General features: G+C 43.4%; 16 protein-coding genes. All 16 read right to left on the bottom strand.

Features of this window, described 5'->3' with window-relative positions:
* Positions 1–102: 102 nt before the first annotated feature.
* The 16 genes from mngB to yhfZ all read right to left on the bottom strand — a co-directional run bounded on the left by mngB (position 103) and on the right by yhfZ (position 21,968).
* Positions 103–2,712, bottom strand: coding sequence for a mannosylglycerate hydrolase (mngB, locus tag NSQ49_RS14260; protein WP_251283401.1), 2,610 nt, complete (start codon positions 2,710–2,712; stop codon positions 103–105).
* An 82-nt stretch (positions 2,713–2,794) separates the two neighbouring features.
* Positions 2,795–4,738, bottom strand: coding sequence for a PTS 2-O-a-mannosyl-D-glycerate transporter subunit IIABC (mngA, locus tag NSQ49_RS14255; RefSeq protein ID WP_251283402.1), 1,944 nt, complete (start codon positions 4,736–4,738; stop codon positions 2,795–2,797).
* Between the two features lie 146 nt (positions 4,739–4,884).
* Positions 4,885–5,613, bottom strand: a complete 729-nt coding sequence (locus NSQ49_RS14250; protein WP_251283403.1) for a MurR/RpiR family transcriptional regulator — start codon at positions 5,611–5,613, stop codon at positions 4,885–4,887.
* A gap of 195 nt (positions 5,614–5,808) precedes the next feature.
* Positions 5,809–7,794, bottom strand: a complete 1,986-nt coding sequence (locus NSQ49_RS14245) for a bifunctional metallophosphatase/5'-nucleotidase (protein WP_159863174.1) — start codon at positions 7,792–7,794, stop codon at positions 5,809–5,811.
* Positions 7,795–7,856: 62 nt separating this feature from the next.
* Positions 7,857–10,637 (bottom strand): DUF6359 domain-containing protein, encoded by a 2,781-nt coding sequence (locus NSQ49_RS14240; RefSeq protein ID WP_251283404.1) that lies wholly within the window; start codon positions 10,635–10,637, stop codon positions 7,857–7,859.
* Between the two features lie 385 nt (positions 10,638–11,022).
* Positions 11,023–11,589: a LysM peptidoglycan-binding domain-containing protein gene (locus NSQ49_RS14235; protein ID WP_159863176.1), complete on the bottom strand. Its 567-nt coding sequence runs from the start codon at positions 11,587–11,589 to the stop codon at positions 11,023–11,025.
* Between the two features lie 200 nt (positions 11,590–11,789).
* On the bottom strand, positions 11,790–12,407 hold the full coding sequence (locus NSQ49_RS14230) for a cell wall hydrolase (RefSeq protein ID WP_251283405.1): 618 nt from the start codon (positions 12,405–12,407) through the stop codon (positions 11,790–11,792).
* A gap of 176 nt (positions 12,408–12,583) precedes the next feature.
* Positions 12,584–14,320 carry a methyl-accepting chemotaxis protein gene (locus tag NSQ49_RS14225; protein ID WP_251283406.1) on the bottom strand — a complete coding sequence of 579 codons (1,737 nt, stop codon included), beginning with the start codon at positions 14,318–14,320 and terminating at the stop codon, positions 12,584–12,586.
* Positions 14,321–14,441: 121 nt separating this feature from the next.
* On the bottom strand, positions 14,442–15,635 hold the full coding sequence (locus NSQ49_RS14220) for a phosphopentomutase (protein WP_251283407.1): 1,194 nt from the start codon (positions 15,633–15,635) through the stop codon (positions 14,442–14,444).
* Positions 15,636–15,637: 2 nt separating this feature from the next.
* Complete coding sequence (locus NSQ49_RS14215; RefSeq protein ID WP_251283408.1) at positions 15,638–16,798, bottom strand: YhfX family PLP-dependent enzyme; 1,161 nt, start codon at positions 16,796–16,798, stop codon at positions 15,638–15,640.
* 27 nt (positions 16,799–16,825) lie between these two features.
* A complete protein-coding gene (locus NSQ49_RS14210) occupies positions 16,826–17,968 on the bottom strand; it encodes an aminotransferase class V-fold PLP-dependent enzyme (RefSeq protein ID WP_251283409.1) in 1,143 nt (380 codons plus the stop codon).
* Between the two features lie 5 nt (positions 17,969–17,973).
* Positions 17,974–18,885, bottom strand: a complete 912-nt coding sequence (locus tag NSQ49_RS14205; protein WP_251283410.1) for a phosphotriesterase family protein — start codon at positions 18,883–18,885, stop codon at positions 17,974–17,976.
* Positions 18,886–18,912: 27 nt separating this feature from the next.
* Complete coding sequence (locus NSQ49_RS14200; protein ID WP_159863183.1) at positions 18,913–20,205, bottom strand: YhfT family protein; 1,293 nt, start codon at positions 20,203–20,205, stop codon at positions 18,913–18,915.
* 27 nt (positions 20,206–20,232) lie between these two features.
* Entirely contained in the window at positions 20,233–20,592 is a 360-nt protein-coding gene (locus tag NSQ49_RS14195) for a DUF2620 domain-containing protein (protein WP_159863184.1), read from the bottom strand.
* 1 nt (position 20,593) lies between these two features.
* Positions 20,594–20,968 carry a PRD domain-containing protein gene (locus NSQ49_RS14190; RefSeq protein ID WP_159863185.1) on the bottom strand — a complete coding sequence of 125 codons (375 nt, stop codon included), beginning with the start codon at positions 20,966–20,968 and terminating at the stop codon, positions 20,594–20,596.
* A gap of 67 nt (positions 20,969–21,035) precedes the next feature.
* Entirely contained in the window at positions 21,036–21,968 is a 933-nt protein-coding gene (yhfZ, locus tag NSQ49_RS14185; RefSeq protein ID WP_159863186.1) for a GntR family transcriptional regulator YhfZ, read from the bottom strand.
* Positions 21,969–22,162: the final 194 nt, after the last annotated feature.

Genomic DNA, 22,162 nt, shown 5'->3' with positions numbered 1-22,162 from the left:
TTATCTTTGTTTGAGAGTCTAATCAAATGAGGTGGGTACAGCATAAAGAGGAAAAAGCCTGCCCTTTTACAAAGAGCAGACTTCTGATTGGTGAATTCTTTGTTAGAACATAACCGTCTTCAATTGGTTTTGCTTTGCCGCTACTGTAAACTGATTGTCTTCAACACTTAATGGAGAAAGAGTATCTTCATTTAAGTTTACTTCTTTAACCTGATCTACAGTAAGGTTTATTCTAAATGAACCTTTCTTTTCAGTGTCAGTTGGGTTAAAGAACCTTAATACAAATCCATCTTCTTTTTCTGCTTTTTTCAGAACACTAAGGACTGTCGTGGTGCTTGTTTCCTGAAGAAGACTAAAGCTCAAGGGTGTGTGAACATCCTCCTGATTCAGCTTCATCGCATTATGAGGAATCTTATTATATGTTTCAATAGGAGTAGTATATTCCTTTGCGGCTCTTCCCACGTTTGCTGATGCGGTTGACCCTTTATGCGTTATCATCGCAAAATCGAGTGTAAGCTTTCCTAGCATTTGTGAATCTGGTGTTGGCAGCTTAATTCCGGATGGACGACCTGGCCTTCTGAGCATTTCCTCTTTTCCAAGCACACCGATACTCCGGAACAAAGTAATGGCAATCGTATCATACTGATCCCCTATCACTTCATATTCACGTGTGCTATTCGTAAGCACACTTATCCCATGCTCATTATCTGACAACCCAATAAACGATAGCATTGGATAGATGGAATCCGGACGCTCATCCCAGCCTTCCTCCTTCCAGTAATCCATCGCAGTATCATATACATCCCGCTTAATAAACCCAAACTGGTTATCCGAGACAGAGAAGGAAGAAGCAATGCCGGTTGGAATCAAGGTGCGAAGACGATGGTCCTTCGCCTGATTATCAATTTCCGCCTCAACTTTAATGATTGGCTGATGATTTGGAATCGTGATCTTCCAGTGAATATTTATATACTTGTCTGATTTTTTGTTTTTGCGATTTTCCAAATCACCTGGGACATCCATTTTCAACTGAATATCCAGCTTTGCTTCGTATTTATTTTGACGCACTTTCACATCAGCCTCGGTGTCGTCGCTGTATAGTAAAGTTTCATCAGCCAGCGGGGAGAAGTCATATTCATCTCCATCGTCCCCGCCATTTTCCAATAAGAGAACGTTGTCGAATTCCTTTTGAAGCTTCTTATCATAAATTTTCAGCGTGCCATTCGGATTCACAGAAACCTCATAGTAGTCGGTATCTACTAATTCTTTTTCGGCAATAGTATGATTCATATCGTTTTCTTCATTAACCACAAAGTATGTCTTATATCCCATTGCAGGAATTGAATCTTTTAATTGAATCGTATATTGATAGAATGGATCATAGTTTCCATAATGAACAATCTGACGATCAATCAGACCAGGGTCCATGATTTCTTTATTGCATACTTCAAAATGAATTTCGTTTCCTTCTCCATCTTCCAGTTTAAAGGCATCCAGCTTCGTTATCACCTTCGTTGTAACCACTTCTGCCCGTTCATACGGAAGAAGGTTGAAAGCTGTCAGGCGATCTTCTTTACGTTCAGTGGCAATAGAATCTGTAATTTTCCGCTTATAAAATTCAATAAGCTGATCAGTTTTTTCTTCTGCCAGGAAGAAGCGGCTGACGATTTCACGATGGACTTTATCCGAGCAGCAGCAGCCAATGCTGTCATGGGCATGATTCTTCATGATTTCTTTCCAAATCAGTTCAATCAAGCCATGATGGTATTCAAATCCCAATGAATACGCTATGGATGCCAGCGGTTCAAGGATATTCGTGATCTTGTTTTCAATCCTTGTATTCGCAGCCTTAATATCCATCCGGGTTGAATAGATGCTTCGGTGAACACGCATGTACCTTCCATCTAGAAATTCGCCCTGAAGGGTTGGCAATGTTTGATTTTGTTCTAGTTGATCAAATACATTTTCGTATTTACTTAAGAAAAACTCGCGGTCTGGATATAAGCGCTGCAGCTTCTCAATAATCGTAAAGATATTCTTCTGAATAGGCATCTGATCATGGCCATTCGGAAGGATAATGTTATCCGTTGTCGCTCCGCGATCAAGAACAGAAAAGTATTTATTAATACGTTCTTGAAGCTTCTCTTCATCCTCAGGCAAGTATTTCCCAATCGCATAACCTAGCGGAAATAACTGTACTAATACCTTTGAGCCGTCATCGCTTTCCCAGTAAAATTCCGTTTTATCTGTGCCATGGCGCTCCGATGTTCCGCGCCAGAAGATAGAAAATTTAATATCAAATCCATTTAGGATTTGGGGCATTTGTGAAGATTGCCCGAATGAATCAGGAAGGTATCCGATTTTCATCGATGAACCGAATTCTTCACTATCTTTTAATCCATAAAGGAGATTACGAACAATGGATTCTCCCCCAACTACCATCTCATCTGTTTGGGTATACCATGGCCCGATAATCAACTTGCCAGCTTGAACTAACTTTCTGACACGTTCTTTATTTTCCGGTTTGACTGCAAAATAGTCTTCCAGAATAGAAGTCTGGCCATCCAAAACATAGTAGGGGTAATCTGGATTGGTCTCAAGCATTTCCATGATTTCTTCCATGTTATTAACTAAAAGGATCCGTGACTCTTCTGTTGAAAAATACCATTCTCTGTCCCAATGCATATGGGGTACAATATGAACTTTTTTCATGATGTCCTCCAAATAGGATGGTACCTAAAGCGTATTCTTTAGGTACCATTTTTTATTTTTATAGCTAAAAAGGCTTTAAATATTATGCAGCATTCTGTGTTTGTACAGTTATGCCATCTTTTCTTAATTTACTTTTTCTTGTTGCAATTAATAAAATCATGGATATCAGAGCTCCAAGCAATGCTGCTCCGAGCCAAATGCTGGCTGCGATAAAAATAGGCTGACCTTGAACAAGGGCGAGAGAGAATATACCGGCTCCAGGCACATTCAAGCCGATGTTAAAGTAAGCAACGATAGCTCCAGTTACTGCCGAACCTGCAATTAAAGAAGGGATTACGCGTAAAGGATCATTGATCATAAATGGAATCGCCCCTTCCGTTATGCCGGCCAGTCCAAGCAGCCATGTTTGCTTTCCTATTTCTTGTTCCTGTTTCGTAAAGTACTTTTTCCCAATAATAGTCGCGCCCGTCACAGAAAAAGCCGAAACCATCTTGACTGAAGCGAACGCGGCATACGGGACAATATTCCCGCTTGCCATCGCACCAATACAGAACGTATAGGCTGCTTTGTTCACTGGTCCACCCAGGTCAAACGAAACCATGGCACCAAGAATGGCTCCTAATAAAATAGCATTTGCACCAGATAAGCTGTCCAGCCAGTTAATTAAGCCCTGATTCAATAATGCCAGCGGCTCTCCGACAACAAATAGCATAATGGATCCGACCACAAGTGTTCCGACAACTGGATAAACCCAGAAACTGATGAACCCTGCAAATGTGCCTTTAGGCTGTACCTTTTTCTTTAAATACTTTAAGAAGAATCCAGCAAGGAAACCACCGAGCATCCCTCCGAGGAAACCACTGCCAATCAGGTTGGCGGCTACACCTGCTGCAAAACCAGGTCCCAGTGCCGGCTTATCGGCAATCGAGTATGCCATGTATGCGGCTAAGATCGGAATCATCAGCTGGCCAAGAAGCCCTCCGCCAAGCTGTCTAAGAAGCCATAGCCAGGAGCCTTCCTCTGCGTATACATCTTGCAGCCCAAAAGCCTGCGAGATTAAAACGGCTGCGGCCAATGTCATTCCGCCTGCAACAATAACCGGAATAATATAAGAAATACCTGTTAAAATCGAGTCTTTGATCTCAGACTTAAATGACTTTTCGCCACTTTCTTCACCAGCGGAATCACTTCCCTGATCCGGGATATATTCTTTTTTCGGATTCTTTTCCGCTTTATCCAACGCTTCCTGCAGAAGGCTCTTAGCATTTCTAAGCGGCGCTGCTACAGATGTTTTGACTTTAGGCAGGTGAGCAAAACGGTCTTCTTCCTTTACTGCCACATCATTGGCATAAATAATGGCATCTGCCTTTTTTAGAAGTTTCGCTGTATGCCGGTCTTCAATACCATTTGCCCCCTGCTTCTCAACAAAAACATCAACACCCATTTCTTTTCCTGCCTTGACTAATGCTTCAGCAGCCATATAGGTATGGGCAATGCCTGCCGGACAAGCTGTGATTGCTAATACGGTTTTATCTAATTTATTTTCAGCAGCACTACTATGAACATCCTCTGTTTTATCAAGCCGTTCAAACAATTCTGTATTAGTTTTTGCTTGCAGTAATCCGTTTTTATATGATTCATTTGATAGACGTGTAACAAACTCAGATAGCAAACTTAAATGGGTGGAACCAGCTTCCCTTTCTGGAATGGCCAGCAAAATGACCAGCTGAACCTTGTTGTTCGGATCAATGCTTTCCCAGTCTGCTAACGGGGTCTTGAGAACTGCAATGGCAAAAGCCGCCTCCTTAACAGATGCAGACTTCCCATGAGGAATAGCAAGTCCGCCTTCAAAGCCTGTCGGCGAAAGCTTCTCTCTATCTAATACAGCTTGAAGAAATTCTTCTTTATTCGCTAATTTTCCCGCGTCACCCAGCTGTTTGACTAAGTACCTAATAGCTTCCTGCTTTGATTGGAATGAGTCTCCGGTACTGATTAAGCTTGGTGAGGTAAGTGCTTGAAGCAGCATAAGGATTACCTCCTAAAATCGGTATTTGAAAGCACTTTCATTTATGGTTCCAATCTTATCAAAAAAAAAATAAGAAGATGAATTCTTCTTATTTTTACACGGACACTATTCTATAAAGCGTTTTCATGTGTATTTATACACATCTTTTAGAAATGGTCCCAATAAAGTTGAGAAATCGCCTGCAGAACCACCATAAGAGGTGTTTTATCTGTAATATTGTACCCGTTCATTACTTTTTTGGGAGAGTAGCAGTATAAATTGAAGGAAGCTAATTTCTCCAAGGAATTACGGCTAAAATGAGTCAGTGACACGATTGTAATTCCTCTCGGTTTTGCTTGCTCAGCCATTTCAAGAACCTGCTCGGTTTCACCAGATAAACTGATTAAAAAGAGCACATCCTTTTTATTCATTTCTTCGATTCTGTGAAGCACTTCATGGCGATGAATAGAAAATTCAGCACCTTTTCCAGCCACGCGCAAATTCCGGACCATCATCTCACAAAAATCAGCTGAATCCCCCACCCCAAAGAAAAGAACATGTTTGGCATCATGTATTAATTTGCTGATTTTTTCTATTTGCTCCATATCCAAAAGTTCAAATGTCTTTTGGATTAGATAGTAGGAACCTTCTTCATTCACAACATTAGAAGTATTAATTTCATCTTTAATACTATTCTTAAGATGTGAGAAACCGTCATACCCCAGCTTTTTTGAAAGCCTGGTGATGGTGTTGGGAACAGTGAAAAATGCGGCAGCCAAACTTTGGATTGATTTGTTAACAAACTCAGGCTTATTTTGGAGGATATATTCAATAATCTGGTCATCCGTATCATTTAGCTTATATTCATATTTATGTACACGTTCTTCAAAGCGCATCCATTCTCACCTCGCTCAATCTAGAACTGTATTTATTATATCAAATGAATGAGGCATAATTACTTATATGTAAAGTCTTGTTTTTTCTTTGAGACATCGGTCACTTCAATTTTGGTAATCAGGCTGTCGCGGAATCAATATTAAAAAAACCGCACACCAGCCATGGTGTGCAGTTCAAATTGCCATTCTGATTACCTATCTATTTATGATAACTAGCTTTTTTATGTTTTCTGCTCCTCTAAGATCCACTAAATCGCTTTTCTCAATAATAACTTCTTTCACTTCTGCACCGGTAAAGTCAACGATGATTGGCTCTTTCTTAGGTGTTACACGGACACTCACATTCTTAAGGCCCTCCCCCTGCAGGACAGCAGAATTTTTGAGCCAGATGCCATTTTTAATCTCTGCTGTTTTTTCCACATTAATAAAAGAAATCTTATTCACTACTAATTTCTTCTTTTTACCATCAGTAAGATTATATTCCTTTTCAAATTCCAGCTCTGTTACAGGAGGCAGGCTGTCCACATCTACAATACGCCCTTCCACTGCGGGTGTGATAGTACCCAGGCCGGATAGGTGGTCGGCAAAGTTTTCCCAGTCAGACAGTCCAAGATCTGTTACCCTGCCCTCCTGGTATGCTTTTGCGAAGACTGTATATCCATCTCCGCCTTTGGCTGTGAATGCATTCGTAGCGATTGTGTAGGATTGATTGTCCTGGATTTCAGTGTAAGTGCCCTGTTCATTTTTATATTCAATTGAAACAACACGCTCGCCAGCAGGCTTGGCAGAATCAAATTTTACTTTTGCACCTGACACGTGCAGGAATCCGCCGTTTTCTGCCGGATATTGTCCTACGCTGATTTCAAATGCCTCTTTTAATTCTGTTCCTGTTAGCTCCATTGTGGCTAATGTATTGCCGAATGGCAGAACAGTGATTACTTCGCCAACTGTGATCGGCCCTGCATCAATACCTGCACGAATGCCGCCTCCATTTTGGAGAGCCATGACGACGTTGCTGTTATACTGCTGGGCTTTTGCCAGCATGCCGTCTGTAATCAGATTGCCCAATGGTGTTTCATTTTTTCGTACACTTGGTCCTGTGTTGTCTCCGCTTGTACGCGGATTCTCAAGGGCAGCCAGGGTTTCTGCTCCGATTTCCGTGTTTTTTAATTCTTCTATTTGTGAAGAATATTTTTCAAGAAGCACTGCTGCCTCAGGGTCCTCTGCTTTATCCGCTATTTTAATAAGCTGGCCTGCATGCCCAACTACCTTTCCTGCTTCGTCAAATTGTACATCCAATGTCCCGAGGTAATTATTGTACTGACCTGCTTGAACAATGACAGTAGGATCCTTTGCTGCACCCGTTTCGTCCGCTGCCACAACCACCGGCTCATCTAATTGCGTATGGCTGTGTCCTCCCACGATCACATCAATCCCATCTACCTGAGCAGCCAAAGTTAAATCATTATCCACATTTGGGTTATCATCATAGCCAATATGAGTTACAGCCACTATTTTATTGATTCCCATGCCCTCGAAAGCTGCTACAGCTTTTTCTGCTTCTTCAAGATAATTTTCGAAGGTAACATTGCCTGGACTGGATATGCTTGCTGTTTCAGCTGTCGTTAGTCCAAAGAATCCTACTTTTTCGCCATTCACTTCTTTAATGATGCCATTATATATTTTTCCATCATCAGGTTCACTCGATATAAGATCACTGAATAACCCCTGCAGGTTGGCATCTTCAGAGAAGTTCACATTTGAACTGACCAATGGGAATTGTGCACCTTTTATGAAGTCAGCCAGTGCTTTGTGTCCTTCTGCACTCGAACCTAAGTCAAACTCATGATTACCAAAAGTCATAATGTCATAGCCCATAAGATTCATAAATTCAAGATCAGCCTGCCCAAGGAATTTATTAAAATATAAAGTTCCGGAAAAAACATCTCCTGCATCAACCAGCAATGCTTCCGGCTTTGCTTCTCTTACTTCCTTTACCGCCGTCACTTTTTTTGCGGCACTATCCATATTTGCGTGTGAGTCATTGGTATGCATTAGCGAAAGCGTGAAATTTGAAGCTGAAGTCTCATCTGCTGAAACTAAACCTGCAGGAACGGCTGCAGACATTGTTAATGCTGCTGATAAGGCTACTGTAGATAATACTTTGATAGGTAATTTCATAATAATATGCTCCTTTCAATTTTCGGATTGAAAGCCGGAGCTGCTGCACTCCGGCTCCACTGTTACGCCGCTTTCTCATCCTCATAAGGAGACTCCATTATCTCCCCGTCCGAATCTTTGAAAATGATATGAGATGGATCCGCTTTTTTCCCAAGTGTCCATTTCTGCACATTTTCAGCACCGCGGATTTCCACGACTTTGTCACTTTCGATCATAACTTCTTTGATTTCAGATCCTGTCAGATCCACAACTGCCCCTTTGTTGGCGGAGCTGATGACGACTTTTGTATGTTTAAGGCCTTCTCCTTTAACTGCAGCTGATTTTTTCAGCCATAGGCCTTCTGAGAGGCGGGAGCTTCCATCCATAATAACTAATGCATTATGTGGCCCTGCCACGAATTTCTTTGCATGATAGTTTACCAGATTGAAAATATGATCATATTTAGGCTCTTCCGGCTTGGCTGCAGGCTTTAGGCTTGTCTGAATCAGGACAGGGTCATGGTCACTCGCCCGGCCGTGCTCTTCCATGAAGCCAGAGTTAATATGAAGAATATCCACTTCTGTTTTCTTGGCCAGGTTGTTGGATACTAAAATATGATCCAGCACCTGTGCATTTCCCTGATAGTTGTAAGTATAGCGCTCTTCTGCAGGAACTTTTTCAATCAAATTCGTCAGTTCCGCGCCCTTTAGAGCCTGTAAAGGTTTGGAGAACTCAAAATCGTTAAAGTCGCCAAGCAGGACGATATTAGCATCAGGGTCTTCAGCTTTAACACCCTTTACAAAGCCGTTCACCACGTTAGCTATTTTCATGCGCTGGATTTCACTGCTTAAGACAGGCGGCTGCACCTTACCGAATAACGGAAGATCTCCGCCTTTTGAGTTAAAGTGATTAGCTACTACAATGACGCTTTCGCCTTGGAATTCGAACTGCGCCGCTAATGCTTTACGGCTATTTTCAAAAGCTTCATTAGTTGGATCAATGCGTCCTGGGTTTAGTGTCAGTTTGCCGTTTTCAAAATCAACTGCATCAGTTGCTGACCCTTTTTCACCCGGGGCTAAGGTTACCCGTTCTGCGTTATAAAGGAAGCCGACACGGATGTTTCCTCCAGGCTGACCGCCATCCTGTTTATCTATCGGAGCGATGTCTGTGTATGTGTAGGCTGGACCGCCAAGCTCTTTAATTTTTGCAATTAATAACGCAGCACTTTGGTCCGCTTCTGTTGTGCCGCTATCTGTTGGTCCATCATTATCCTGTACTTCTGTCAGGCCGATAATATCCGGCTGCTTCATGTTGTCAACAATTGCTTCTGCTAATCTCGTAACCTTTTCCGCATCCGTTTTGGTTGAGAAATTCTCCACATTATAAGACGCGATGGTTAATTGGTCTTCTTCCTTATCAAGGATTGTTTCTTCCCTTACTGCCGAACCTTCAACAAATTCCGGCAATGAGTCTGCATCACTTAGTACTTTATAGTTGCTAAAGCCGTAGCTGACGACCCCCTGGATGCTGCCTTTGAAGCTGTCGCCCATTTTGGCAACAAAATTATCATCATTAATATCCAAAGTAATTCTTTCCGGGTTAAAATCGGATTCTGAAATGCGAAGTCCGCCAGCTGATGTGTTTGTAGCCACATCTCCAGGGACGACTGAAAGTTCACCATAATTTTGCGGGGCAACTACTTTTGCGTTGTCCACCTGTACAAGCATTCCTTCCAGGCTTTCAAAAAAATCAATTCCATCCTCTTCCGGATCAAATTCACCAAACTCATCGTTATCGATCACTTCAGTTGGCAGGTTCTCTTTACTCAGAATGACAGGAGCCGGAAGCTCCTGGCCTGACGCTATTTTATGGATGGCTGAAGCATTAATTTCGGTTACAGGCAAATCTGTCTCAAGCTTTTCAGCATAGCCGTCAAGCACCCACTCTTTCACCTGTCCTGAAACGGATACCACATCTCCTGCTGATACACCGTGTCCTTTTTTATAAACCAAAATTCCTTCTGATGTTTTTTTATCCTCATCAGGCTGCTGATCCTGCATGTAGAAATTGCTGCTGTCCACTACCTTAGTGACAATTCCTTCAACATCTGAAACCTGCTGGTTCGCATATGGAGAATAGTGGCCTGCACCCTGAATATCATGAATGCGCAAATCTTCGAGCCCAATCATGTACTGAAATACGGATACCTTACTGTCTGTTAAACCGTCTTTGACAGCTATCGCCTTGATTGTTGTCTCTTCATTAATGAGGATGGGATCAGAATATACTGTGCTTTCAGCAGTTGGTTCTGTTCCATCAACTGTATAATGGATTACAGCCCCATCAGTGGAAGACGATAGTTCTACTGCTGTTCCAGCTTTAACAGGACCACCCTCAGGGGAAGCTGTTACCGCTGAAACCTGTGGAGTTCCCGTATCTTCTACAAACGTATAAGCTGTTGGGCTTTTTAAACCTGGAGCTGTAAAGTATGCTTCAAGTGAGCCTGTAATTTGTACTTTTTTCCCCAGATTCTCAGGGTTGTCCTTTAAATTCAGCTCTGTTCTAATAGAATTATTCGGCAATTGAACCGGCAGTATTTTGCTTGGGTCTGTTTCACTTGGAGAATCGGCAATGGCCAAATTTGTATTAACTGTAAATGGTCCCGTATGGGTATATTTCGGCCCATTTGCAGTCGTTCCAACAATATACCCTTCTACTGTTGCTGTTCCGCTATTATCCGCAATCGCTTCTGCCACTGACTTCACGTCTTCTGCACTAGCTTTGGCAAAGGGGCTAAATAGACTAAGAATTAAAGCAAAAACACTAATAAAGCTAATTAACTTTATTCGCTGCTTTTTAATCATGAGATCCTCTCCTATTTCCTTATTTTAAAGCGTTTTCACGTACTACCACTCTAGTAAATCACTCTTCTATTTGGCATACAATCTGATATTTGTAAAAATTGAGTAAATAAGTAAAAATGAGAAAATATTCATATTTTTTAATAAGGAATAAGACCTCTATAAGAGGCGCTTGCTAGACTTTTAGGACCAGAAGATATTTTTCTGATTAATTTCAATAAATATACTTTTATAGGGATAATTGCAAATATTGGATAATAATAGTGCTGATTTACTAATGAACGAAGTTAATTGAGGGCCCATTCCGGATAGGGTTTGCATCAACCACAATTAAGCAAGCAATATTCCAACAAAAAAGAACCTCCATTGTGGAGATTCTCTTACTAGATTATTTATATACTTTAATCGTTACTGTTTTGCTGCCCCATTGAAGAGCACGCGTTTTATTTGGGATGAACACATCAATTTTATTTCCTCTTACCGCAGATCCTTTGTCACCTGCGATTGCTTCCCCATATCCTGGCACGTAAACTTTAGAACCTAATGGGATGACTTTTGGATCGACTGAAATAACCTTGGCGTTCGGGTTCTTTTTTAAATTGATTCCTGTATAAGTAATGCCGCTGCAGCCTTTGCAGCTGGCAGTATAGGCAGTTGCCTTAACTTTAATTTCTTTATATGCTTTCGTTGAAGCAGGCTTTACAGCCTTCTTTTTAGGTGCTGCAGTTTTTGCTGAAGCTCCAGTAATTTTTAGTTTTTGGTTAATCTTAATTGTATCTGAAGTTAATTTATTCCATGACTTAATCTGCTGTACTGAAACATTATGTTTTTTAGAGATTGCCCAAAGCGTATCCCCTTTTTTTACTGTATACGTATTTCCAGCGGCTGAAGTGACATTGGAAAATCCAAACGATAGAAAAACAGCTGTTACTAAATAGATTACTAATTTCTTCATGATATCTCCTTTATGTCCCTTGATAGGAACATATTAACACCGAAATATAACAAGTAGATTTCAGTAAAACTCTTTTTTTATTACAAATTAAAAGTAATTTAATAGTTTTGTAATATAAATTACCACATTTTCATTCGCTTTTCCGCCACAGAACCACATAAGGCACCTTTTCCCGCATGTGCAAGGTAAGGTGCCTTATATTAATAGGCAAAATTATGACTGCCGATTTGTTTAATAACCGTTCTCGTAAATATCCACTGGTCAGTAGCTGTATAAGGATTGTAATAATAAACGGCCCCGCCGGTAGGATCCCATCCATCAAAGGCATCTCTTACCGCCTGATATGCAGCAGCATCTGGCTGCAGCCAGTACTGTCCGTCATTCACAGCTGTAATGGCATTCTTTTGGAAAATGACATTTGAAAGAGTATCCGGGAATTCACTGGATTCCATACGATTGAGAATGACAGCGGCAACTGCCACCTGGCCTTCATAGCTTTCCCCGCGCGCCTCCCCATAAACAACATGAGCCAGCATGTCCACATTCCTAAGCATTTCTGCCGTGTTCACTCCAACAATGCCATCAGCTGCTAAACCGAAATCATACTGAAAGTTTCTAACTGCATTCTCTGTTACTGTTCCATAATATCCTGTTTGGTCTGTATTAAAATAGCCAAGCTTTTGTAATGCTGATTGAATGTATGTAACCTCCGGACCTGCTGAGCCATTCTTTAATACAGCAGCATCTGCTTTCGGCTGGCTGAAGCTCAGCACAAATACCATTGCTGCGACGGCCGTAATCCATTTTATGTAATTCATTTAAACACTCCTCATTATGTAGTATGTCGAGCCGGGCTTCCCTCCTTTGCTCACCCTTTGTATTTTCCCTATGAATTACTTAGGAAACTCGTTCAAATGGTTTAATTTTCCGGATAGGACAAAGGAACAGGCGGATAATAGGAAAAGCCGCTCTCTATAGAGAACGGCCTACATTTTTATATTTTAAACTTCTCCACCGACTTTTCCAGCTGTTTCGAAAGACTGCTCAGCTGAAGGGTCAGTTCTGAAATCTTACCTACTGCATCCTCCTGCTGGTCTGTTGAGGCTGCGACCTCGCGGGAAATTTGTGCTGTGTCTTTTGACAGACCCGCAAATTCATCAATAGAAGCAGAAATCTCTTCTGAACCTGAAGAGAGCTCTTCTGTTACTGCAGAAACCTCCTGAATTTCCCCGGTCACGCCTTCGACTGCATGCAGGATCTGATTGAATTTCTCTCCGGCACTATTGACAAGATCTGCGCCTTCTTCCACTTTACCTGAGCTCGCATGCATATTCCCGACTGCCTGTTCAATAGATAATCTGAAGTGATTCAGCTTTTCGGCAATTTGTTCAGCTGATGCTTTTGAGCCTTCTGCCAGCTTTTTCACTTCCTGGGATACAACCGCGAAGCCTTTGCCATGTTCGCCTGCCCGTGCAGCTTCAATAGCTGCATTTAATGCAAGCAGATTGGTTTGCTCCGCGATGCCTGATATCAGGTTCACGATACTCTCAATTTCAGTAGCCTGTGTACCGAGCTCTTCTATAAATAGAGAGGAATCGTTTACCGTTTTTTTGATCTCGTTGATCTGCCGGATGATAGACTGAATTTCATCAAAACCTTCTTTTACCTGCTGTGCAACTGTATTGGATTGTTCGCTCACATCTGTCGAAGCTTCTGCAATGCGCTGTATGCCTACAGCCATTTCTTCAATTGCCATGGCTGATTCCTCGCTTCGGATCAGCTGTGTATCAGTAGCTCCGGCCACTTCCTGGATTCCTCTGACAATCAGGCTGCTGGCCTGGCTGATTTCTTCCACCTTATTTTCTATTTTACCCGAAGAAACCAGGAGTGCTTCTGAGGATGATTTGATGTCTTCAACCATCACTTTTGTATGGTAGGTCATTTTTTTGAAAGACTCTGTCACGAGCCTAATTTCGTCATTTCCTTTTACTTTAATTGAACTTGCCTTCTCTTCCGCTCCGCGAAGATCGCCATCAGCCATTAATTGAGCGGCTGAACTGATGCTTTGCAGCGGGAGCAGTCTTTTTCTGACGAACCAGGCTAAAATGGTGACCACTCCAAGGATTAACAGTATATTTATTACCAGATTCATCGGCAGCACTTCCAGGAGTACTTGGTCTGTAATGCTGCTAATATTCTCTGCATTGATATCCACACCCAATATCCCGATTATTTTTCCATCCGCTTTAATGGGTACGAACGCGGAAAGGTAGTCTCCATAATCAGGATCGTGAACGATTGGTGAGCTTGAAGCTTTTCCATCCAGGACAGGAGCAATATCTTCGTATGTTGTAGCCGTTGTCGGTGTTTTAATATCTGCAGCAATATCGGAGTCATTCGGCAGACCATCCACCATAATAAAGAGTTCTTTCTTCCCGGAGTCAGCCATTAAAGTATAGACGTAAAATGCGCCTGTTTTCTCGCGGAAATCATTCAGCTGTTCCCTGAGGTCCCAATAGGTTTCCGACTGATTGGGATTCTTTAAAAACTCCTTATATTTTTCGGTTTCCATCTTTGAGACAATATTGTCTGCAATGCTTAGGCTAAAGTTTTCAATAGAGGACTCTACTGAACTTTTTGTACTTAAATAGAGCATAGAAATGTTTCCGAGTAAAACAATTGCCATTCCAAGAGCCATGACCAGTGCAATTCTAGTGCTGAGCTTTTTCATAAATTTCACTCCATCAGTAAATATTTCATATATGAATTATAACTTTTAACCCGGTTAAATAGCACTAGAAAAATCGAAAATACAAAAAAATACTGAAACCATTCTGGCTCCAGCATCTCTCTTAATCTATTATCATCTTTAAAAAACTTTCGCCTTCCTCAGTCGCAGGCAATCCGAAAAACTCGCTGAATGTTGCCCCAACGTCAGCCATCGAGTTTCTTTTTCCGATGTTAACCGGTTTTACCCGCTTACCGGCAGCAAGGATCGGGACGTATTCCCTCGTATGGTTGGAATGGCCGATGGTCGGGTCGTTGCCATGATCGGCCATGATTAGAATCAAATCGTCTGTTTCCATTCTGGGCAGGAATTTTGCGAGCCACTGATCGGTTGTGTTGAGCAGACGAGCATACCAATCTGTATCCTGGGCATGTCCTGCCAGATCTGTTTCCTGTATATTGACCAAAAACGCAGCATCCTCTTTTTCTTTTACATACGAATTCTCTAAAGCCTGCAGGACTTTTTCTGTATCAACAATGGGATTTGCCGGCCCTTCGCCATGCAGAACATCCGCCGTTTTGCCAATCCGGTGAACTTTAAGGCCATGGCGGGCAGCGATCATCGGAAATTGTCCGTCTATATTTACACCGTATCCCATATGATAGACTTCATAGCCTTTACCATATACCTTTGCCTTCGGGGCATCTACTCCCCACTGGCCTGGATTTTTCTCCTGTACAACTGACAGGATATGTTCAATGGTCGTATAGGGTCCTCCAAACGCAATGACCCGGCTGGTGTCTACATTCCTGCGGACAATTTTTCCGACTTCCTTTAATTTCTTGAAGGGCATTTTATTAAAATCTGCCGTTAAATTGATGATATTTCCGAGCGAGGACTCAAGGTTATCCCCGATGACACAGGCACCATCCACTAAAAGCACCGGCCGGTCACTCCATGGATATTCAACCCGATAGCCTGCTGCCATCAATGCCTTGGCGAGATCAGAATGAATATCCTTCATTAATCTTTTATTCGAGCGCTTCGGGCAGCTCCCGGCAATTTCCTGATGCCCGAGATAGGTGTCTGCCCCGTGATGGGCTAAGGCTGAAAAGCCGTAAGCATTGGCAGGAGCTGCAGTCCCATCTGCAAGTGCCCCCAGTCCAAGCCTATATAGCGTGGGTATTTCTAAAAAATCAGCCGACTCCCGGATATGCTTATAGGTATTGGCCCTGCAGTCAGAAGGATTGAACTCTCCGCAATCCTCCATTGCGCCAATGCCAAAGCTGTCAATCACCAGCAGAATTGCTTTTGCCATCCTTACCACTTCCTCTCAAAGTGAACCAGCTCCGGCTTTCCGCTTTGAATTCCTTTTACCAGGGCAATATGGGCCCTGGTGACGAACACCTGGGTCCGGAAAGAGAAAACAGCAGTATCTCCTTCAGAGACTTTAAAACCGTTCGGTCTCTCAATTGCACCATAGTAGTCAATCGCTTCAGGATCAGGCTCGATTGCTTTTACATGCTGCTTCAATATATCTTTTTCATTGCTGCCGACCAGGCACCCGGTTAAGTGGGAACGCTCGTAATAGCCCCCGCCAATGACATAATAATGATCCTGATCCTGGTGGGACACTTCCGTTACATATACAATGGCAGGTTTCTCGGGCAGATCCCGGTAAGCATGCAGCGGGGTCGTTCCGGTAAGGGCATGTCCCGGTTCCCCATGTGTTACCCCCTGTTCTGCAAGGAACGGAATGGTTTCACAGCTGGTCGCACTTGGACCGTTTACCTGCTTTACAGTGATGCCCTTTTTCTCAAGAATGTCTTTTGCTTTTAAAAGGGTTGTAAGGTTTGGAGTCGGTTCCATGCTTTTCTTATCTTTAGACAGCTGAAAGTTCGGGAAGGTTGTAACGCCTGCTATGTTAATCCCGGAAAGGCCAGCCAGTACGGTAAGCTCTTCATCCAGCTTTTCCAATCGAAAGCCGCCCTGCTGTCCGGGATAAATCATATCACCTTCTGAATACACCCTAAGAAGTATATCCTGAACCACGCCTGATTTTAAAGCCGCATCAGAAAGCTGTCTGGCACGTGCAAGGGAAAATAGGGTAATGACTTCAGGATTCCATGATAAAGCTTCTTTCCATTGATTTTTCCCCGGCTGAACCAGGTGGCCGACATTTCCGATTTCAACTCCGCCTTCTGCCAATGTTTTAGCTTCGTCGAATTCAACAGCAACCGCCTTTTCGATGCCGTGCTCCGCAATAAACTTCCCTATAAACGGAAGCCTTCCCAGCTGCTTGCTCATGAAATAGAGCGTAAAATCATGATTTTTTGCTGTATCAGCCAGAGCCTCTGCATTCTCTCCAAGGATATCAAGGTCAATCACGTACGTATTCGGGGGTATAAGCCCGCTTTGATGCAAGGTAACTCCTGATTGAATCAGCTTAGGATTTCTGCGCTTTGTTACATCTAAAAACATGAAAGTCTCCCCCTTTATATACGGGTATCAACGATGCTGCACTTCTTTTGCAAGAGGTATCACTTTTTCCAGAATGCCGATAATTGTTCCTGCTCCTGATTTCATTGGATTGATGCGCAGTCCATATTCCTTCAGCTCAGGCTGCGCTTCCAAAAAGCTTCCGGAAACGCGGTATATCATCGGAATGATTTCATATTTTGATTCTGCCCCAACCGGATGGGTGGCCGCCCCATGCACGTCACTGATGCTGATCACATGTTGAGCGATCGGATCCTCCAGCTCTACAATAACGTTTTTGGATTGGGCATTCGTCATGTAGGCGGAGCGAATGCCCTTTACAGCCCCTTCATTCAGACGGCGGCAGAGCTCTTCCACCTGCTCGTTCTGAATAGCCAGTGACACAGGTGCGAAGGTCATCATTCTTAAAAGCTCCATAGCCTCGTAGCCCTGAACCTGGCCGCCGCCCGAGTAGTTATAGTGATGCACCCGTTCGAGGGCGTCTTTCTTGCCGGCAATGACCGCGATTCCTTCCGGCCCAAGAAGCTTAAAGCCAGAAAAGGTGGAGTAGTCTGCTCCTAATTCCACACCAATTCCCTTTGTCTTCAGTGCGCAATAGTTATCATCCACGACGATTGGAAGATCCGGTCGTTCATCCTTCACCATTTTAATGACTTCAGCCAATTCATAATGATCTGTCGGCTGCTGGCGGGCATGCTGAATATAGAAAACTTTAGGATTTTGATGATTTCTGATGACCTTTCTGATTTCCTCAAGATGGTTGTAATTAGCCTGGACTGTTTTAATGCCTAAGATCCTTAATGTTTCTTTCGTCGTCGTATACACAGGTGCCGTGTGAATGAACATTTCATCCCCAGGAGACAGGAGCATGCTGAGAATAGTGCGGATCGCACCTGTTCCGGCTCCCCTCACAAGGGCACAGTCTTCTGTTCCAAAGAAATCTGCCAGTACTCTTTCCACGAGATACGTCTGTTCCGGCCGCTTATATTGGGGTGAGACACCGAGGTCTCCCATCGAAAGAAATTGCCTGCCCTTGAAATAGCGGCTCATTCTGTCGACTAGCTTAAATTGCTTTTCCTGAGCTTCCTGTATCGATAAGCTTGGCAAAACTGAATCTGCGTACTTTAATTGGGCTCGGTTGTATGTGGACATTATGATCACTCCCTTATTGAAAAAGCTCTGGATGGATTAACCGTCAGGAACCGATGAAGAATGCTTTCTGGAACGCCGGATTCTTTCAATTTTGGAATAAACGTCTCAAGCACAAGACCGTAGCCCGTGCCTCCGTTCTTCTTCCAATGCGATTTTCGCGTTAAATCGGCTGAAAGCAGAATTTGATTTTCATAGCCGCGTTTTATGAAATCCAGAAGAAAAGCAGCTCGTTCTTCATCAGGACGGTAATTATTTTTTCCGATCGTATCAAACGCGATATAGACCCCTGTTTCCAAAACAGCGAGAACCTCGTCTTTATTCGGGTTGAGATCCTGATGGCCGATGATGATCTGACCAGCTGGAAGTCCATGCTTCGTCAGCAGCTCCACCTGTTCGTAACCAAGTGTTCCGAGCGTTGTATGTGTGGTTACCGGAAGGCCGGTTTCGACACCAGCCATCGCGGCACCAATTAAGAGCTCGTGTTCGATTGGCTTCATTTCATTTTTGCTTGTGCCCACTTCCCCGATGACACCGGGAAGTATGCCTGTATCTCCGATTCCTTCCGTTGCTTCTTTGATAAAATGCTGCGCAAACTGCTCTGCTTTCCAGCCGTCGGCATAGTGAGGGATATATGGGTCTTTATAAAAGCCAGTACATGTAATAAGGTGAACTCCTGTTGCCTCGCTTAGCCTTTTTAGCACGGGAGCGTTTCGGCCCATGCCGTCATTTGTCACTTCCACCATCGACCTTCCGCCAAGACGATAGAAATCCTCCAATTCCTCACGCATGCCCTGTTCATCATCCAAAATAGTATCGGGATCTTTTTTCACTCGCGAAAGATCAATGGAGAGATGCTCGTGAGCCGAGCAAATCCCCAATTCTTCCGGAGCAATTTTTCCAAGTACGGTTTGTATCATGGCAGTCCGCTCCGTTTCTAATTTTTTTTACTGAGGTATGTTCATGATTCCAAGTGCAACCAGGATATTGGCAATGATTCCGACTGCAATGGCACCCACAGGGCCGACTGCAATGCGGACAATTGGGCGTCCGGCCGCTTCATTCAGCAAATAGAAGCCGGCAATGAAGAAGAAGCCGAACCCCGGAGCAATCGCGTTGGCAGCGTTCGCTCCGCCAATTAATAGCGCTACTTCCAAAAGCTTGGTCATCGCACTGCGTATATTTTCTCCGGAATTACGGACACCGGGATATTTATCAAGGAATCTCGCAATGGAGCTTAATAGCATTACTTCTATGAAAATAATAATGACACCGCCGATTAAGGCTACCCAGACATTCGGGGAGAAAAATCCGACGACGAAAATGAGTGTGAATCCGACCGGGCTGTATACACCTGTTGCGATTGCTGTACTGGCGACAAGCGGGATAAAGCCTAGCGCACGGGCAGCCGCGGCAATTCCGGCATCAGTTGCTTTGCCTTCCGCTAATAGATTTAAAGAAATCGGATCTCCGGCCATGATCCATAGATTGGTAGCAGCTGCAATGAGACCGCCAATAATCATAAAGAACCCGACATTTTTCCTGATTTTAGCCACCTTGTCACTGAATACCGCAGCAAGGTCGATAGAGGAGCCTTCTTCGGCTTTTTCTTTCATGGCAAAAACAAGGAGGAAGATCATTCCTGTGATAAGAGCCATTCCTTCCTGGTTCAGTGTGACTGTTGTGCCTGAAATCGTAAGGACTCCGCTTTCGTTCAGCCAGACAGCGAGCTGGCGGATCAGCGCTGATACGATAAATGTGATAACCCCTTTTTTCACGCTAAACTGCATGGCAACCGCAAGTGCCGGGAAAGCCATAAATGTAACAACAACCGGTGTTCCTACCGCTCCCATGGCTTCAAGGAAATTAAGCGGCAGATAATCGAACAGCTTCACAAAGCCTTCGAGCCCGATTAACAGCCCTGCTCCATAAGCACCGCCAATCACTGCCGCAAGCGGTGTTCCCCATTTATTCTTCGGTGTCAGCAATCCAATAATATCAGTCCCCAGCAGGATACTGTGAACAAGAATGATACTGGCCGAGAGTGTAAACGGTATTCCAAATCCGATTACCAGGCCGAAGCTCATCGCAAAGGCAGTGAAGGCAAGATCCCGTCTCGTCATCCGCCCTTCAACATGTTCTGAGACAATTGGACGAAGGCCATCATTGAAAACCGCAATATTCATATTGGCCAACACAGCAGCAACGGCACCAATCAGGATAATTAATGTCATTTCCATTTCTTTTTCCCCCTCAAATAAAATGGATTAGCTTTTATTCTTTAAAGCTTTGATAATCATAGGCACAGCAACCTCTTTATGGTCAGCCGTGAATCCAAACGCTTTTTTCCCTTCGCTGACAGCGGTTACAATTTTATCCTCAACCGGCTTTTTCCCCGGCATGGAAACCGTCTCGCAGTTCGGCTTGCCGAGAAGGGCAATCGCCATGGCTAAAGCACCGCCGCCTCCTGTATGGCAGGCCCCTACATAATAATCTGCCTGTCCTGTCTTAACGGCCATCGCCGCTTCGAGATCTGACTTGACCATCGTTGTTATGCTGCTGTCAATCTCCTTTATTAAACTCTCAATCTCTTTTTTATCAACCTGTCCGCCAACTACAATCTTCATCTTAATTTCCTCCCTTGTTTAGTTGCAGTACATTTGTGTAATGGATGAGCAGAAAATCGATTTCCTCTTGGGGGAGCTGTTTCTTCCATTGCTGCTGTACAAATTCGATTTCCTTCATTGCTGTGGATGCTTCCGGTGACTGTTTGACTTCATCCAGCAAAGCAGGATGGGGAGCCTCTACTAGTTCTTCCTTTTCAATTCTCGTCAGAGCTGTCGGCAAATGCGTGAAAAGCATCTCAGCCCCGTCTATGGCATCCTTTCTCAAGTGTGACTGTAAATGCATAAATGCTAACGTGCTTATATCGGCTGCTTTGGTGCTGACCACAGTTGAAGCTAAAAGGATATCCATTCTTTCTTTGAGCTGGTTTATATCCATTCTTTTAACCCCTCCAAAATACAGTATTTAGTATATTAATAGTGCTAAGAAACTAGAACATAGTTTCTTAATAGTGAGGATATTTTTTCTCTTCCTCCACTAGCCTTTGGATCTCTTCCACTTTACTGAACTGGAGCAGCTGGATTTGTTCTCTGATATTGGTTCTTTCACTTTCAATGACTATGGCCGCTGTGTTTGCTTTTCTGGCCAGCTCCTTTGCCTTTTTTGATTTAAAATCAGAGGTGGCAAACGTTTTTAGTGCTCTCGCTTCATCAACGTTCCAGACCGCAGCATCAATACTGCCGTTCTTCAGCATATTGAAAAGCTGCATGTAGTCTACCTTTATTAATTCAACGTTGTGCTCTTCACATTCAAGGAGGGTAATATTGGCCTGGTCGGCAGATGAATAGTCAATTCCGACTTTCATGCCATCTGTAATCTCATTGCTTTTATGATTCGAAAAGAAAACTTTATGGGATGTTACATACGTTTCCGGCCCAAGGATATGGAGAATTTCTAAGCCCTCAAACTCCTGAACAGCCTCTTCTGCGGCCAGCTGGGACATGATGGCAAAATCGTATCGCCGGGTTTTTAGGGATTCGACCCGCCTTCTCGCCCCTCTCATATAAGCAAGTCCAGACTTCTTGTTGATTTCCTCAAACCCCTCGACAATACCAGTCGCCAGGCCTTCATACTTGCGGGAATATGGAAGCGGCATTACCCCCATCACCGGTCCGATGCCGGCAATCTCATACAGCAGGTTGATGTCCCTCTTTTTCAAAAAGGTACCAAGATGACCTCTGGATTCAAGGGAAATAGCATGCAAATCTTCCAGCACCCTTAATGCCCCCTGCACCGTTCCACGGCCCAAGGATAGCTTCTCTGTAAAATCACTTACCCGGGGAATTCTCTCTCCCTCAGAAAACCGGATAAGCTCCTTTGCAATAAACTTGGCGGCCAGCCCATTCTTTGAATATAAACTTTCCCAAATACGGCTCATTTCACAAAACCTCTTTACCTTCAGATCAATATACGAAAAACTGTATATTATAAGTTTAGCTGGTATGGGGTTTTATTTCAAGAGTTTTCAAAAAATATTGGTGACATCGAAAAAATGGTGACATCGAAAAATGGTGACAGGCACCACCCGAATTATGTCGAATTAAAGGAATTCTCCCTAAAGGAAGAGAATAT

Origin of the sequence: Cytobacillus sp. FSL R5-0377 (assembly GCF_038004385.1) — a bacterium.
In the GTDB taxonomy this organism is placed as follows: domain Bacteria; phylum Bacillota; class Bacilli; order Bacillales; family Cytobacillaceae; genus Cytobacillus.
This window is presented reverse-complemented; position numbering and strand designations above follow the sequence as displayed.

Excerpts from the sequence above, each read along its gene's own strand:
- NSQ49_RS14245 (WP_159863174.1), bottom strand. The coding sequence starts at position 7,794 with ATGAAATTACCTATCAAAGTATTATCTACAGTAGCCTTATCAGCAGCA.
- NSQ49_RS14190 (WP_159863185.1), bottom strand. The coding sequence starts at position 20,968 with ATGGATATAAACCAGCTCAAAGAAAGAATGGATATCCTTTTAGCTTCA.
- NSQ49_RS14215 (WP_251283408.1), bottom strand. The coding sequence starts at position 16,798 with ATGTTTTTAGATGTAACAAAGCGCAGAAATCCTAAGCTGATTCAATCA.
- NSQ49_RS14205 (WP_251283410.1), bottom strand. The coding sequence starts at position 18,885 with ATGATACAAACCGTACTTGGAAAAATTGCTCCGGAAGAATTGGGGATT.
- NSQ49_RS14220 (WP_251283407.1), bottom strand. The coding sequence starts at position 15,635 with ATGGCAAAAGCAATTCTGCTGGTGATTGACAGCTTTGGCATTGGCGCA.
- NSQ49_RS14235 (WP_159863176.1), bottom strand. The coding sequence starts at position 11,589 with ATGAAGAAATTAGTAATCTATTTAGTAACAGCTGTTTTTCTATCGTTT.
- NSQ49_RS14210 (WP_251283409.1), bottom strand. The coding sequence starts at position 17,968 with ATGTCCACATACAACCGAGCCCAATTAAAGTACGCAGATTCAGTTTTG.
- NSQ49_RS14225 (WP_251283406.1), bottom strand. The coding sequence starts at position 14,320 with ATGAAAAAGCTCAGCACTAGAATTGCACTGGTCATGGCTCTTGGAATG.
- mngB (WP_251283401.1), bottom strand. The coding sequence starts at position 2,712 with ATGAAAAAAGTTCATATTGTACCCCATATGCATTGGGACAGAGAATGG.
- mngA (WP_251283402.1), bottom strand. The coding sequence starts at position 4,738 with ATGCTGCTTCAAGCACTTACCTCACCAAGCTTAATCAGTACCGGAGAC.
- NSQ49_RS14240 (WP_251283404.1), bottom strand. The coding sequence starts at position 10,637 with ATGATTAAAAAGCAGCGAATAAAGTTAATTAGCTTTATTAGTGTTTTT.
- NSQ49_RS14195 (WP_159863184.1), bottom strand. The coding sequence starts at position 20,592 with ATGAAGATTGTAGTTGGCGGACAGGTTGATAAAAAAGAGATTGAGAGT.
- NSQ49_RS14250 (WP_251283403.1), bottom strand. The coding sequence starts at position 5,613 with ATGCGCTTTGAAGAACGTGTACATAAATATGAATATAAGCTAAATGAT.
- NSQ49_RS14230 (WP_251283405.1), bottom strand. The coding sequence starts at position 12,407 with ATGAATTACATAAAATGGATTACGGCCGTCGCAGCAATGGTATTTGTG.
- yhfZ (WP_159863186.1), bottom strand. The coding sequence starts at position 21,968 with ATGAGCCGTATTTGGGAAAGTTTATATTCAAAGAATGGGCTGGCCGCC.
- NSQ49_RS14200 (WP_159863183.1), bottom strand. The coding sequence starts at position 20,205 with ATGGAAATGACATTAATTATCCTGATTGGTGCCGTTGCTGCTGTGTTG.